12 protein-coding genes and 1 tRNA gene are annotated in these 14,145 nt (G+C 45.9%); 3 read left to right on the forward strand and 10 right to left on the reverse strand.

What is annotated here, in order from left to right:
- Positions 1 to 94 precede the first annotated feature (94 nt).
- The 5 genes from JBF11_RS07070 to JBF11_RS07090 are packed head-to-tail and all read right to left on the reverse strand — an operon-like array spanning position 95 to position 5,030.
- Positions 95 to 1,069 (reverse strand): Ldh family oxidoreductase, encoded by a 975-nt coding sequence (locus tag JBF11_RS07070; RefSeq protein WP_334314780.1) that lies wholly within the window; start codon positions 1,067 to 1,069, stop codon positions 95 to 97.
- Between the two features lie 4 nt (positions 1,070 to 1,073).
- On the reverse strand, positions 1,074 to 2,006 hold the full coding sequence (locus JBF11_RS07075; protein WP_334314781.1) for a hydroxyacid dehydrogenase: 933 nt from the start codon (positions 2,004 to 2,006) through the stop codon (positions 1,074 to 1,076).
- Between the two features lie 20 nt (positions 2,007 to 2,026).
- Positions 2,027 to 2,500 (reverse strand): tripartite tricarboxylate transporter TctB family protein, encoded by a 474-nt coding sequence (locus JBF11_RS07080; protein WP_334314782.1) that lies wholly within the window; start codon positions 2,498 to 2,500, stop codon positions 2,027 to 2,029.
- Between the two features lies 1 nt (position 2,501).
- On the reverse strand, positions 2,502 to 4,019 hold the full coding sequence (locus JBF11_RS07085; protein WP_334314783.1) for a tripartite tricarboxylate transporter permease: 1,518 nt from the start codon (positions 4,017 to 4,019) through the stop codon (positions 2,502 to 2,504).
- A gap of 54 nt (positions 4,020 to 4,073) precedes the next feature.
- Entirely contained in the window at positions 4,074 to 5,030 is a 957-nt protein-coding gene (locus JBF11_RS07090) for a tripartite tricarboxylate transporter substrate binding protein (RefSeq protein WP_334314784.1), read from the reverse strand.
- 485 nt (positions 5,031 to 5,515) lie between these two features.
- Between JBF11_RS07090 and JBF11_RS07095 the strand changes: the two genes are divergently transcribed.
- From JBF11_RS07095 to JBF11_RS07105, 3 genes are all read left to right on the forward strand, one after another.
- Positions 5,516 to 5,591: transfer RNA gene (locus JBF11_RS07095), tRNA-Thr, on the forward strand.
- A gap of 211 nt (positions 5,592 to 5,802) precedes the next feature.
- Positions 5,803 to 6,048 (forward strand): type II toxin-antitoxin system Phd/YefM family antitoxin, encoded by a 246-nt coding sequence (locus tag JBF11_RS07100; protein WP_334314785.1) that lies wholly within the window; start codon positions 5,803 to 5,805, stop codon positions 6,046 to 6,048.
- Positions 6,042 to 6,305, forward strand: coding sequence for a Txe/YoeB family addiction module toxin (locus tag JBF11_RS07105; RefSeq protein ID WP_334314786.1), 264 nt, complete (start codon positions 6,042 to 6,044; stop codon positions 6,303 to 6,305). The genes JBF11_RS07100 and JBF11_RS07105 overlap by 7 nt, the downstream gene beginning before the upstream one ends.
- 180 nt (positions 6,306 to 6,485) lie before the next feature.
- Here JBF11_RS07105 and JBF11_RS07110 read toward each other — a convergent pair whose 3' ends face one another.
- The 5 genes from JBF11_RS07110 to JBF11_RS07130 form a co-directional block, all read right to left on the reverse strand.
- A complete protein-coding gene (locus JBF11_RS07110; RefSeq protein WP_334314787.1) occupies positions 6,486 to 7,445 on the reverse strand; it encodes a hypothetical protein in 960 nt (319 codons plus the stop codon).
- A complete protein-coding gene (gene polA / locus JBF11_RS07115; protein ID WP_334314788.1) occupies positions 7,445 to 10,249 on the reverse strand; it encodes a DNA polymerase I in 2,805 nt (934 codons plus the stop codon). The genes JBF11_RS07110 and polA overlap by 1 nt, the downstream gene beginning before the upstream one ends.
- Before the next feature lie 185 nt (positions 10,250 to 10,434).
- The gene (locus JBF11_RS07120) at positions 10,435 to 10,854 is read right to left on the reverse strand and encodes a hypothetical protein (RefSeq protein WP_334314789.1); all 420 of its coding nucleotides are present in this window, start codon (positions 10,852 to 10,854) and stop codon (positions 10,435 to 10,437) included.
- Positions 10,855 to 10,923: 69 nt separating this feature from the next.
- The gene (locus JBF11_RS07125; RefSeq protein WP_334314790.1) at positions 10,924 to 11,409 is read right to left on the reverse strand and encodes a CYTH domain-containing protein; all 486 of its coding nucleotides are present in this window, start codon (positions 11,407 to 11,409) and stop codon (positions 10,924 to 10,926) included.
- A gap of 23 nt (positions 11,410 to 11,432) precedes the next feature.
- Positions 11,433 to 14,144 (reverse strand): tetratricopeptide repeat protein, encoded by a 2,712-nt coding sequence (locus tag JBF11_RS07130; RefSeq protein WP_334314791.1) that lies wholly within the window; start codon positions 14,142 to 14,144, stop codon positions 11,433 to 11,435.
- Position 14,145: the final 1 nt, after the last annotated feature.

Below are 14,145 nucleotides of genomic sequence, written 5' to 3' on the forward strand. Positions count from 1 at the left end.
AGATGAATCGATTTGCCGAAAACAACGGACAAATTCCCGGACAAGCGGCGAAATCGGCAAACATAAGGCGAACATGCCGTCCGCGGCGGCAACATCATAACAGCTTTCGATACAAGTCATCGGAAATCGTTATGCCGTTCCTGTTTTTTTCCGCACGGCAATTAAACCGTTTCATGCCGGGAATACGCGTGTTTTTTTGTTTCAAAATCTCTGCGCAAAGGGTTTGAATGCTTGTCTGAAAATGAGGATTGAGCCGGCAGGGATCAATAAAAATGAAACTTTGCCCGATATTCGGATACGGTCCCTCCGCTTCAAAAAAGGACGAAGCCTGATAGGAAAAAGAAGAAGCTGTCAAACTTGCGCTCATGATTTCCACCAAAAGGGCGAGCGCCGTACCTTTCGCCCCTGCAATAGGCAAAAGGGCTCCCTCCATCGCCTTTTCCGGGTCTGTGGTTGCATTGCCGCAGCTGTCTATCGCCCAGTCATCGGGAATACTTTCCTTTTTTTGCTTGGCAGTTAAAATTTTTCCCCGCGCGGCTTTGCTTAATGCCATGTCAATAACAAGGGGATCTTCATCATAAGGACAGCCGAAAGCCAAAGGATTTGTTCCGAAAAGAGCCGCATTCCCTCCGAAAGGAGCCATGGCTTTGGGAGTGTTTGAAAACGCAAAACCGACAAACCCCTTTCTTGCCATTTGTTCCACATACTGCCCTAAGACACCGCAATGATGGGAATGGGAAATTGTCAGCAGGACTATGGCGTTATGCTTCAGCAGCGCTTCGGCTTTTTCCAAGCCCCTGCAAATCGCGGGAAAAGCGAACCCGTTATCCGCCGAAACCATGACCGCGTTATCGGCAATGTTCATGCCTATCGACGCATGAACATTGATTTTTCCGCTTTTTGCCTGGGCATAATAAAACGGAATGCGGGAAAAACCGTGCGAGGGAAGATTGTCCAATTCCGCCAAGGTAAGGGAATGGCAAATCGTCCGTTTAACATATTCATCAAACAAAATTTCCGAAAACTTTTTATATGCCAAGGCATATGCCTCATCTTTAGAAAGCAGCATACCATCATCCCTGTAAAATTTTTGATATTTCACGGGCTATCAAAGAACTTATCCGTGCATTCGATTCTTCCGTCACACCCGCTATATGAGGGGTCAGCAGGCAATTTTCAATGCCGATAAAGGGATTTTCCGCCTCAAGGGGTTCATTTGCGAAAACATCCAATACAGCACCTTTGAAATGTCCTTTTTTCAGCAATTGCGCCAAAGCATTCTCATCCACGACTCCCCCGCGGGAACTGTTGATGAAAATACTGCCCTTCTTCGTTTTTTCAAGCAAAGACGCGGTAAAAAGATTTTTTGTTTCGGGACAGAGAGGAATATGCAGGCTCACAACATCCGCCTGCCGCAGCACTTCTTCCAAGGAGCAGGGCTTAACCGCGCTGCCGCCGTATTCTTTCCAAACGGCATCCGTTTCTTTGAGATAAGGGTCATAGGCAACAATATCCATATCCAGGCAGCTTGCTTTTTTCGCAACGGTTCTGGCTATATCTCCAAAGCCGATAAGCCCCAAAGTTTTTCCCGCCGCTTCGGAACCGATCATCCGTTCCCGCGGCCATGCCCCGCTTTTTACCTGCGTTGTCAGATAATATTGTCTTGAAAAATAAAAAATACCCGTCAAAACATATTCGGCAACGGAAATGCTGTTCGCTCCCCTTGCCGTGATAACCGAAACCGCATGTTTTTCACAATATTCCGTATCAATATTATCAAGCCCGACCCCAAGCCTGCCCACAGCTTTCATTTTCACCGCGGCAGACAGAAGTTCCTGGTCCACCTGCGTTTTATTCCTTACGATAACCGCATCTGCGTCTTTGCAAACGTGCAGTAATTCTTCACGGTTCTGGAACAAGTTTTTGTCATAAACAACGGTATTGTTCCTTGACAATTCAAGAACGGCGGATTCATCCATAAATTCCGAAATAACAATTTTTTTCATGGCAAACCTCTCTGCAATGATTAAATCAAAAGACCGGCGGGTGTCGGCACCAACAGCACATAATGAAACAAGAACCATACGGCAGAAACAAAAGCGAGACTGAAAACAAGACCGTCGCGCATTGTTTTCATTTTTCCGTTTTTCTTATTCGCCAAATATGCGTGGGAAATAAAAAGAAAAAGAAAACTTGCGCTGTAAAATCCCAAATATTCAATAAGAAAAATAAGCATAAGGGCGGAAAAAAGAATATATACCAAGCGCATGAACAAAAACCGCTCTTTTGATTCCGCTTCCCCTGTTCCTTTGGCTTTTTCCTTTCCTCTGCGGACAAAACCTTTTATGAAATAATAAAAACCGCCTAAGGAAATAAGAGAAATCAAGGCTTCCGGAAAAATCCGGCTCACACCGCTCAACTGGCTGTATTGCAAACCGAAAGCCAAACCAATGCAAATAAATACGGCACCTGAACATAAATCCTGCAAATATTTCGGCATATCAATCCTCCCCGGCACGCCTGCCGCTCTTTCTTTTTTTATGGTTGATATAAAAAGGCGTAAGCAAAGATACCGCAAGGGCGAAAATCAAAATCTTCGAAATGGAACCTTCAAGCATGACTCCAAGCAGACCTCCGCTGTGGGCATTGGCCAAATCAACGCATTTGCCGAGATTTTCCTCTATCATCGGACCCAGAATGACGCCAAGCGCCATGGCTCCGGTATCAAGCCCGATTTTATTGGAAACAAAGCCCAAAATACCAAACACGAAAACAACCCAGATATCGACCATGCTGTTGGCGATGGCGTATGCGCCGATAAACGATAAAATGACAATGGCGACAGCAACGTTTGTTAAAGGAAAACAAAGAAGTTTCGCCATGAATTTGCATAGGACATACCCGATGGGAAGCATGAGCAGCGCGACAAAAAACTGTGAAAGAATAAAAGCATAAGCCAATTCGCCGGAAGTCGTGAATATTTTAAAACCGGGCTGTATGCCATGAGTCAGCAGCGCTCCCAAGATAACCGCGGCGACAGCACTTCCGGGAATGCCCAAAGTCAGCATGGGAATGAGCGAACCGCCAATAACCGCATTGTTCGCGCTCTCGGAAGCGGCAATGCCTTCAACGCACCCCTTGCCGTATTTTTCAGGTTCCTTATCCCAGCGTTTCGCTTCATTATAAGAAATAATGGACGCGATTTCCCCCCCGGCACCGGGAAGCATGCCCACAAACGTCCCGATAAGGGAAGAGCGAACCAAATTTGTCTTGCATTTTGCAAAAAGGTATTTGAACATCCGCGTAAACGAGCCGCTGCTCGGTTTGCATTCGGCAATGTATTCTTTTGAGGAACTCAAAAGCTGCAATACCTGTGAAAAAGAGAAAAGCCCTATCATGCAGGGGATGACGGATATTCCCTGGATGAGAGGATAATAGCCGAAAGTGAAGCGCACATTGCCCGTATTGGGATCAAGCCCGACAGTGGACACAAGCATTCCTATCGCTCCGGAAACTATTCCTTTTCCCATGTTATCGATACTCATGACCGCAATGGTCGACAAACCGAAAAGGCAAAGCCAAAAATTTTCCGGTCCCCCGAACCGCAAAGCGAAACGGGCAAAGGAAGCGGAGAAAAACAACAGGAAAAACGCCCCGACTATCGTTCCGAAAGCAGAAGAAATAAGGGACACGTGCAAGGCGTCATCGGCATTCCCGTTTTGGCACATCGGCCATCCGTCAAACGTTGTGACAACGGAACTGGGAGTTCCGGGAGTACAAATTAAAATTGCGGAATTAGCCCCGCCGTATATGCCTCCGATATAAATGGCGCCAAGCATTATAAGCCCGCTTGCAGGGTCCATCGCAAATGTGACAGGAACCATCAGCGCTACCCCCATGGTTGCCGTCAGCCCCGGCAAAGCCCCTACGACGATACCCCCCGTCAATCCGATAATCATCAAAAAGATATTGAACGGCTGTATCATTTCAATAAGTGCATATCCAATAAATTCAGTCATTGCATAGCTCCGGTAAAAAAACTCCCCGCGCGGAAGCACTGGGGAGTTTTCGTATTATTTTATAAGTCCTGCCCGTTGAAGAATGCCGCGGTTGCTTTCATACTGCGTCTTAATATACGCTTCAAAATCCTCACCGCTCAAATATTCATGAGGCTGACCGGCTTTGAGCATATCGGCAACATAATCGGGGTCTTCGCATATCTGTTTGAAAACAGCGCGCAATGTCCTGACAATTTCCGGGTCGACACCCTTCGGCACGGCAAAACAGCGCCTGATATCGGAAACAAAATCAATGCCAAGTTCTTTGAGTGTCGGAATATCGGGAAGGAAAGCATTCCTTTCTTCAGCGGCGACACCCAAAATTCTCAGTTCATCCAGTGCGCGGGTGACGTCATTCACATTGCCGAACATGAAATCAATCTCACCGCCGAGAAGCGCGGCGTTCTGGTCGGCAGCCCCCTTATAGAATACCGGAGAAAACACGGATTCCGGAAACATTTCCTTGAATGAAAGAAACATCACATGGTGACCGCTCAATTGCCCGGAAAGACCGACCTTGATTTTGTGCGGATTGGCTTTCGCCGCCGCAATCAGTTCTTCGACAGACGCATACGGGCTGTCTTTTCTTACGGCTATGACCTGCGGGTCGTTCACCACTTGGCAAAGGTACTCGTAACTTGTGAGCGGGTCGAACTGCGCATTTTGCGCAAGACTCTGCAAAATGATATGGGGAGTATTCAAACCGCCGACAGTGTATCCGTCTTTTTTGGCATTGGCGATTTCCGTGAAGCCGATAATGCCGCCCGCACCTGTTTTATAAATGAAAACCCAAGGCTGCGGGGCGTATTTGTTCCAGTATTTTTGCATGATCCGCGCCTGAACGTCGCTGGAGCCGCCGGCGGTAAAAGCAATAACCATATTCACTGGCTTCTCCGGATACGCCGCAAGAGCAGGGGAAGTCACTGCGAATGCCAAAACAACAGACAGCAATGTTTTGAAAAGCTTTTTCATAAGTATCCTCCTATTTGATAGTTAAGATAGTAATAACATGTCTTATATAAGATGTCAATTGTTTTATAAAAATATGTCTGTCATGAGGCTTTTCCTTCTCGTATTCCAATCAATATTGCGGTTTAACAAGTAATTTCAGAAAATAAAAAATTTCCCGCTTTATTTAATGACCGATCAGCACTATCAATACCCTGCAATAATCAGAAAAATATCAAAAAATTATGCAGGGATAATGAAACGTTCTCCATTCATATCTGTTGGCAATATGTCCAGAGCGATGGAGCGGTAAAAAACGGCAGTATGGGCGTGAGCGGATAAAGTGAGTGAAAATAGACTGAGCTCTTTTTTGTTCGGCGGTATTTCGGAATATGGCACGAGGAATGAGACCATTTCAGAAAGCGGCTGCGGGGCTGTTCACCCGTTCAAAAAGAAAAAAATAAAATTCTCTTGACAGAAGCGCCAAAGATTGATTAAAAAAGCCGAGTGCCAACTTAGCTCAGATGGTAGAGCAACTGATTCGTAATCAGTAGGTCGCGAGTTCAATTCTCGCAGTTGGCTCCAGATATTTCAAGGGCTTATAAAACAAAAATTTTGTAAGTCCTTTCTTTTTTAATTTTGTCCCCCGTATGTCCCCGTTTTTAGCTGAAAAACATGCGAAATTAGGGAATTTCTACTGTTGGTATGCTTTATTAAGGAATATCCTGCAAGATACTGCCGCATTGACAGTATTCTTTTAATAGCGTACTATAAAACGTACTATATGGAGGTGTTTATGCAGACTATCAATATTTCAAATCTCCGCAAAGACCTATATAAAACGGTTGAAAACGTTCTCAACTTTGAGCCTGTCCGAGTAAATACGAAAAACGGCAACGCAATTTTGATGAGCGAGGAAGAATACAGAAATCTGGAAGAAACCGTTTATCTTTGCTCTATTCCTAAAATGAAAGAAAGCATTCTTGAAGCAAGCAATACTCCTCTTGAAGAATGCATAAAAGAGGAAAACTTTGAATGGTAGCCTATACCATATATTTTTCCAAACAAGCCCAGCAAGATGCCAAAAAAATGCAGGAACGGCAAAAAGAAAAAGCCAAAAAGCTGATTGGGCTTCTCAAGGAAAACCCCTTTCAGAATCCTCCGCCTTATGAAAAACTGAAATTTGACTTGGAAGGCAAATATTCCAGACACATTGATATCCGCAACCGCCTTGTTTATGAAGTTGATATTCAAGCAAAGACCGTCAAAATTTTGAGAATGCGGACGCACTATGAATAAGCTTATGTATGTTCACAGGCTGTTCTCTTAGCTTGTGCGCAGGGATTTGAAAATATACGCTTAACTTTTGTTTTATTTCTGCCTGCAAGCGGAACAACAGCATAGCCTTATGATTTGCTTTTATTATTGTTGATTATGGAGGACAGAATGAATGAGAATGGCGTATTAAACCAATTTGATTTATCCTGTTCCCCAGTAATAGAAGATAAAAGCGACAAGGGCGGTCGATAAAACGCGGGAAAATTGGTTGCAGCACAGCAGTTTTACGGCGAAGCGTGCCGGATAATAGCTCACATACGCCGGCAGCTGATGTCGTATGCCCCGCATGGGAGTTGAAAGCACATTGCCGATAAGCAAAGCGAGCACGACTTCATCGGCGCCGAGCAATCCCGCCTGATAGACCGTTCCCGCCGCCACAAGAGAAGCCCGCAATTCCGCCGCCATATACAGCACAATGATACCAAGGCTTTCCGCTTTTAAAAAATCAAAGCCCGCCGAATGGACAAGCCAATTTTCAACAAGTTTGAAACAACCGAAATATTGCAGATAGAACATCAAAAAATACACGGGAATACCGACAAACAAAAAACGCGGCAAACGTGCTGCGAACCGTTTGAAAGCAAGCAAAAGCGCTTGCCGCCAAATCGTTTTTGCCTGCGCCTCGCTGTCTTTTACGCTCTGAACGCCGCAGGAGGAAGCCGGCAAAAGAAAGCGCCCTACCAAAAGCGTCGCCGCAGTGCGTATTAAAGCTGAAATGAACGATATTGCCGTATATATCACCGCAGCCTTCCCGATAATGGGAAAAGACATGAAAAAAAATGTGGGGATATGTGTAAGCGTTGAGGGCAGGCTGTTGAATAAATTTGAAATAATCACTTCTTTTTCTGACAGTTTCTTATTTTGCAATGCCTCGCCAAGCATGACGTTTGCCGACGCCGGCGAAAACAGCGCCAACGCGAAACTTGCCGCTGAAATATCGCATAAATGGGCGGAGCGCACAAAAGGACGCATAAATTTTGCGACATATTTCGTCAAATTCAGCGCTTCCAAAAACGAAGCAAAAAAAAGCCCCGCGGCAAGTCCCGTAAAAATATTCAAAAGAGGCTTGAAAGGGGGCAATACGGCAAGCAATTCCTGCATTAATGAGCTTGCCCCCAATTTTTGCCGACCCCGTATTCCACAAGCAAAGGCACGGAAAGCCTTTTGCCGAGCGGCGCAATGTTCATCATGATTTCAGCGACGCATTTTCCTGCCCGTTCCGCATGTTCCTCCGGCACTTCCAAAATCAGTTCGTCGTGAATTTGCAGCAGGAGGCGCGCATTCCATTCTTTGAGCTGTTTATCCCTATGCACGGCAAGCATGGCAAGTTTGATGATGTCGGCGGCACTGCCCTGTATGAGCGTATTGATGGACTGGCGTTCCGCCATAGCCCGCGCCTGATGATTGTTTGACATGATATCGGGCAAAGAGCGCTGTCTGCCCGCAATGGTGACGACATAGGCATGTTCGCGGGCGAAATTTTCCACTTTTTCATAAAATTCCTTGATTGTCTGAAAGCGCTCGAAATACACTTCCATAAAACGCTTCGCCTCTTGCATGCCGATATGCAAATCCTGCGAAAGTTTACGCTGTCCCATGCCATAGAGCAAACCGAAGTTTATGGTTTTTGCGTGGCGGCGCATATCCTGCGTCACATTTTCAAGAGGAATGTCATATAATAAAGCGGCTGTGCGGGCGTGAATATCCTCATTATTCAAAAAAGCGGTCCGCAAGGTCATATCCCCCGAACAATGGGCTAAAACGCGGAGCTCCACCTGCGAATAATCGGCAGAAACGAGCAAATGCCCCTCGCGGGCGACAAAACAACGCCTCATCCTGCGTCCCAGTTCCCCGCGCACCGGAATATTCTGCAAATTGGGATTGCTGGAAGACAAACGGCCCGTGCCCGTGCCGGTTTGGTTGAAACTCGTATGTATTCTGCTGTCGGCACCGGTCATTTTAGGCAAAGGCTCCAGATACGTGGAACGCAGTTTTTCCAGTTTCCTAAATTCCTGAAGCGCCTCGATCACCGGATGCGTGCCTGCGAGTTTTTCAAGAACATCTTGGGACGAGGACGCCTGCCCGCCCTTGGTCGACTTTGCCATCGGCAAATCAAGCTTTTTAAATAAAATATCGCTCAGCTGCTTGCCCGAACGGATATTAAACGTCGTGCCGGCAGCTTCGTAAATTTTATCCGTCAACACATCAAGCTCATCACGCACTTCTTCCAGAAACTCAAACAGCGCTCCGACATTGACTTGTATCCCCGCTTTTTCCATGGCAAAAAGCACGGAAACAAGGGGCATTTCAAGCTCAGCCATGAGGGACAGCAAGGAGCGCCCCTCCATTTGCCGCACATCGTATTCAAACATGGAAAGAGCGACTGTCGCCGGATTTTCCATAGACAAGCCGTGTTCCGCCGCATGACGGTTCGCAAGGCTCAGCCACGTGTAATTCTTTTCATCGGGTGAAAGCAGCCATGCGGAAACACTCAAATCGAAAAGCGTATTCTTATCGGCAAAATGTTCCCACAATAAAGGATAGGAATGGAACAAGGCTTTCACATCGCAGGAAACAATAAGCTCGGCTTCCTGCAAAAGCGGAATTAAATCGGAAAATTCCCCGGCGTACCAATAGTCGGAACGTTCCGCATACGGCAAAGCGAAAACCTCGGAAGAAACACTCGCTTTTTCTTCTCCGAGCAAAGAAAAAAGGCTTGACTGCTCTTGTTTCGCTTTCCTGGCTTTTTCCTTTTTCTCACTGTTTTTCATAGCCTGCAAGCTTGCAGGCACGGGGCAAAGGGCGAAATAAAAATGTTCGTTTCCCGGCTGGGTTTGCCGCGCAGTACCGGGGATAAAAGCGAGGCACTTGTTTTTGGCGCTGGGCAGAGAACCTTTTTCCACGCGCTTGGGTTTCGGCAAGGGCTTTTCCGCCGCGTCCCGTCCTCCGTTCCCTTCCTTTTCATCAAGCGAAAACAAGGAACCCTGCAAGGTGCTGTTTTCGGCAACGGCGATAACGTGTTTTTTTGCCAATCCCTCAAAATCCTTAGTCAAAGAGCTTAATTCATATTCTTTGAAAAAGCCCAGAACTTCCCGCTCGTCAGCGGGGCGTATCCGCATTTCCTGCAAATCGAAACTGCAGCAGGAAGTATTCAGCGTGGTCAGTTTGCGGTACAAAAACATGGCTTCGAGATTGCCGTCCAGTTTCTTTTTTATGGGAGCGGGCAAACGCCCGAAATTTTCTTTTATGTTTTCAAGGCTTGGAAAATCCTGAAACAATTTTATGGCTGTTTTTTCACCAATGCCTTTTATTCCGGGAATATTGTCGCTGCTGTCCCCGATAAGGGCCTGCACGTCCGCCCATTGTTCGGGCATGAGTCCCGTTTCGTCCATAAAAGACCGCATGGTGACGATTTTTTCTTCTTTTGAGGCAGGGTCCCACATCACCACGTTTTCATTGAGGCATTGTTTTAAATCCTTATCCATGCCGATAATGACGACGGGGCGTTCGGCGGAATATTTTTTGGCGAGGCTTGCGATATAATCGTCGGCTTCTGCTTCTTCGGAAACCGCAACATGTATTCCAAGCCGTTTGAGCATGGTTTTAACCGGTTCGAACTGCTGTTTCAGCTCTTCAGGAGCGGGAGGCCTGTTGGCTTTATATTCCGCATACAGTTCATGGCGGAAATGTTTTCCCTGTCCGTCAAGCACGAAAAGAAAATATTGCGGCTTTTCCTCACGCAAAATTTTAAAAACGGTTTTTCCCACAATATGTATCGAACCGGTAGGAAAAGAATCGGAACGGGCCATACGCTGGTTAGCGAAAAAGCCCCGGAAAATAAAAGCGTTTCCGTCCATAACATAGAGAGGTTCTTCTTTAAAACCTAATTTTTCACGTAGAGCCATAATATTGTCCTTTTCCGCACGATATGAAAAATGATAGCAAAAGAACACATAAATTTCAACATATGCGCAGCAAGGAAAATTTTTAACCGGACAGCGGTTTTCAAAACAAAAAAACTTCTCAGAACCGAGAAGTTTCATCGTATTTTCACAAGAACGGACATTATTGCGGTGTCATTATTGCGGTGTCATTGCATGAAAGGAATGATTTTCGCCCGCTGGACAGGTATTTTCGCAGTTTCGACATCCACATCGGGTTCTGCGGCAAAATGGCAATGGGGACATATCCACTTGGTTTTTGGAGTGAATTCATCTTTTTTCTGAACAGCCATACGGATCAAATCACCGTTTGCGTGATAGCATTTGGGACAGAACGGACCTTGCTTCTCCCCGCCGGAAATAAGCCAATAGGCGTCTCCGTCAAAAATGATGTTTCGCGAAATGCTTAAAATTTCTTCCAAATCATGAAGCTGCACTTTGAGTTTGGAATTTTCCTGCGCAAGTTCCAGATATAGTTTCTGCAAAGCGCGCAGTTCCTCAACAGCTTCCTGAACTTTTCCCTGTGAAATTAAAGTTTCAACTTCATAAAAGCGATAGTATTCTATCATGGCGCTGACCTTTATTGTTAAACTTTGAAATAGTACCAATATTCATATCGGCAGGTTCAAGCCGGTTCTTTAGGGCTGCTTTTCATTATGGTTCCATGAACCGTAAGGGCTCTGCACAAGCGAGGCATTAAAATATTTTGATATTTTGCTGACTTCCTCGCCGACCCAAACGGGCAATTCCACTTCTTCCTCTTCCGACTGCAATTCAACCTCAGCAATGACCAGCCCTGAATTAGCCCCGAGAAATTCATCGATTTCCCAAACATGCCCGCATTCAGAAAACGTATACCTGTATTTTTCAATGATTTCAACGGGAGCGAGCGAATTTAACAATTCATTGGCATCATGCAGGGGGATTTCATATTCAAATTCATGTCTGGAAATGGGACCGACTTTGACTTTTACGGTGATCATGCCTTGATTGCCGGCGACACGGATACGCACGGTCCTGTCCACAGTCCGTGCTATATACCCCTGACGGAATAAAACAGGTTCCGCTTTTCCCCGCCAGCCGTCATTCCTCACTAAAAATTTCCGCTCAATCTCCCTGTGCATATTCTGCGCTCCTGCGAAAAACATCATTCTTCTTTTTCGTCTTTTTTAGCGGCGGCATCGATGGACGCTCTGAACTTTCTTACCTTTTCAACACGTTCCTGCTGTTTTTTCTGACGGATATTCTTCGCCTTATCTATCATTTCTTTTCTTTTCCGTTCAAAAATAATCGTTGTTTTCAGCGATGCCAAACCAAGGGACAACATCAGGGTGACACTGAGCACGACTTTCATCAATGCCCAAAAATTTGTTTTAATAATGCCCTGCATATGCCCCATGCCTATTTCCGCCCCGAAAAAGACGCTCACGAAAATACCCACTATGCCCAACGGCATAAAAAGCATGACAAGCTTTACAAATGTGCGCATGGTTAAAAGAAAAAACAAAGTGGTATCGCGGACCATTTGCAATGCTTTCAGTTTTTTCTCAAGCTCCGCGACCTGTGCTTCAAGCGTCACAAGATTCTCTTTCGCCTCTTTAAAAATCTTAGGATTGGTGAAATCGGAGCCGAACGCCCAGTTTAAAATTTTGGCGCAGCTGTTGAATAACTGATTGAAATTGGTGAGTGTTTTCTGCAAGGCGAACCAGCTCATTTCGTCACGGATAAATTCCAGTTTGAACAAACATTTTTCATACGCGTCTTTCATCCGGGTAATTTCGCCATTAATGGCTTCCATAACTTCCGCTTCAAGGGCAGGTCTTTGTTTGACGACATCCAAAAAAAGCAAATAGTTTTTTATTTCGCCGTGTTTGAGCAAAGTCCGCACTTTCGCCGCCTGCTTCGCAATGGGATTGTCATCGTCCTTGAACCAGTCTTTTATGACGGCATCCAAATCTTCCAACGCCGCCTTTTCCACAAAATATCTGTTATAGGCTTCCTTCCACACCCGCTGCAAAGAGGAAATCAAATAAAGCTGTCCGCGGATAAGTTCCGGGTCGAAAATGACCTTATGAAAAAATGAGGGATTTTTATTGATGACTTCAAGAAGTTCCTTTGAAACCTTTTCCGTGAAGCCCCGCTTCATATTGCAGACCAAACTGCGGTAATGCGGGTCTTGCCATGTCGGCAGCGTACGCGTGATATGCTGATACATCTCAACAGCTTCCCCATAGCGCCCCTGAATTTCCTTTGCCCGCGCGATAAGGAATTTTATCCATGCCTGGTGCAAGGTTATGGTACAAAGCTTGTCAGCGTCCATCCAAAGCTGCACAGCCTTGTCAAGATCCCCCCTTTCCATGACGATGAAACCCAAAAGGCAGTGAAGCTGCCAATTTTTGGGGTCGTTATGGGCAAGCTGGACACATTCTCGTTCAAAGGCATGGCTGTCTTGGGGCGAACATTTTATAAAACGCTGCAGCAAGATATGCATGGGGTCGGAAGCGTGGTCATGCGGAAAATCCGGTTCCGCCTCGATGTCACGGCTTGTTATCCGCCAAATACGGCAGATATTGGGTAATTGAACAATATGGTTAATGGCGAAAATAGCTTTTAAAACCTGTCCCGCCGTTTCATTTTCCGCCATCATCTCATCATAGGCTTTCACGCCGTTTCTTGTGATCCGCGTATCAATTTCACGAAACGCGCTGTTGATGTCGGCAAGATTGATGTGGCTGAGCTTTTCAAAATAATCCGCGCCTGCCGGAGCGATATTCCGGCTGGGACAGTGACGGGGACTATGATTGGACGCCCCGCAGTAAAAACAAGGAGTCTTGTTGGGCACAAGGCTTTCGGGCAAAAGCACGGTGAAAGGATTGGCTTCCGTGTTTTGCGTTTTGACAACAACGGTGCACAGCGTGTCCACGCTTGTTTTCGCACTGGAATACAAAATGTCCTTGATGATGAAATCTTCGCCCAAAATAAAAGCGTTCTTATAGCTCAAATACGGAATATCGGGGCAAAGATCGGTCCAATCCACATTGATTCTTTGCGGCAGATCGGGCGTAAAGTTGAGATTGTTCTTATCGACGACAACGTTCAAACAAGGCCAGTAGGCATCGGAATGCTGTTCATGGATAATTTCATAAATAGACGCGGTTGTCCGCATCCATTCGCGAAAAACAAGCAAATTATCCAAAGGAACGATAAGAAAATTATCTTCTATGGAATATTTCAGCTTATGTTCGCGGATAAATTCCTCAAGATAGCGGAAAAGGGTTTGCCAGCCGCGCTGGAACTGCTTATCGAGGGGATTGCCCAAAGGGTGCACGAAAGCGTACCAGCCTTGTTCCACGGAAAAAGGCAGGCGCCTTTCAGCCACAACCATTTTCCAGCTGATATCGCTTTGCTGGTCAAGCCCCTGCATTTCGTAAACGCTGATGCCGGGAATGCTTGCCGCCATGGAACCGTAACTCGGATGTATGTAGATATAACTTCTTGTGTTCGCTATTTCTGTTTTTAAATGCCGGTATTCCGCAGCAACATTGATAAATTTTATTTGATTGACATCGACAATCAATTGACCGGGAAACGTGAACGCCGTAATGCCCACGCTGAACTGTTTCCCCCAAAGGTCCAATTTTGCCAAACTGTTGACTGCGACAGCCGCATTGAAGAAATACCATATGGATTGATTGACAAGAGTGACAATATTCAGACCGCCGGCCTCAAGCAGAATATCGGTCGCTTTTTGCGGACGGTTCGCCTGTCCCCACACGATCCAAACGCACACACCCTCGGATGTGAGCATTTCATCCTGTATCACAGGCTGGCTGTCTAAAATATTGCGTATTTCTAACATA

The sequence above is a fragment of the Taurinivorans muris genome, from assembly GCF_025232395.1.
GTDB classification, from domain to species: Bacteria; Desulfobacterota; Desulfovibrionia; order Desulfovibrionales; family Desulfovibrionaceae; genus Taurinivorans; species Taurinivorans muris.

Bases quoted from the DNA above. Each gene is read 5' to 3' on its own strand.
- JBF11_RS07070 (WP_334314780.1), bottom strand. From the start codon at position 1,069: ATGCTGCTTTCTAAAGATGAGGCATATGCCTTGGCATATAAAAAGTTT.
- JBF11_RS07075 (WP_334314781.1), bottom strand. From the start codon at position 2,006: ATGAAAAAAATTGTTATTTCGGAATTTATGGATGAATCCGCCGTTCTT.
- JBF11_RS07080 (WP_334314782.1), bottom strand. From the start codon at position 2,500: ATGCCGAAATATTTGCAGGATTTATGTTCAGGTGCCGTATTTATTTGC.
- JBF11_RS07085 (WP_334314783.1), bottom strand. From the start codon at position 4,019: ATGACTGAATTTATTGGATATGCACTTATTGAAATGATACAGCCGTTC.
- JBF11_RS07090 (WP_334314784.1), bottom strand. From the start codon at position 5,030: ATGAAAAAGCTTTTCAAAACATTGCTGTCTGTTGTTTTGGCATTCGCA.
- JBF11_RS07100 (WP_334314785.1), top strand. From the start codon at position 5,803: ATGCAGACTATCAATATTTCAAATCTCCGCAAAGACCTATATAAAACG.
- JBF11_RS07105 (WP_334314786.1), top strand. From the start codon at position 6,042: ATGGTAGCCTATACCATATATTTTTCCAAACAAGCCCAGCAAGATGCC.
- JBF11_RS07110 (WP_334314787.1), bottom strand. From the start codon at position 7,445: ATGCAGGAATTGCTTGCCGTATTGCCCCCTTTCAAGCCTCTTTTGAAT.
- polA (WP_334314788.1), bottom strand. From the start codon at position 10,249: ATGGCTCTACGTGAAAAATTAGGTTTTAAAGAAGAACCTCTCTATGTT.
- JBF11_RS07120 (WP_334314789.1), bottom strand. From the start codon at position 10,854: ATGATAGAATACTATCGCTTTTATGAAGTTGAAACTTTAATTTCACAG.
- JBF11_RS07125 (WP_334314790.1), bottom strand. From the start codon at position 11,409: ATGCACAGGGAGATTGAGCGGAAATTTTTAGTGAGGAATGACGGCTGG.
- JBF11_RS07130 (WP_334314791.1), bottom strand. From the start codon at position 14,144: ATGTTAGAAATACGCAATATTTTAGACAGCCAGCCTGTGATACAGGAT.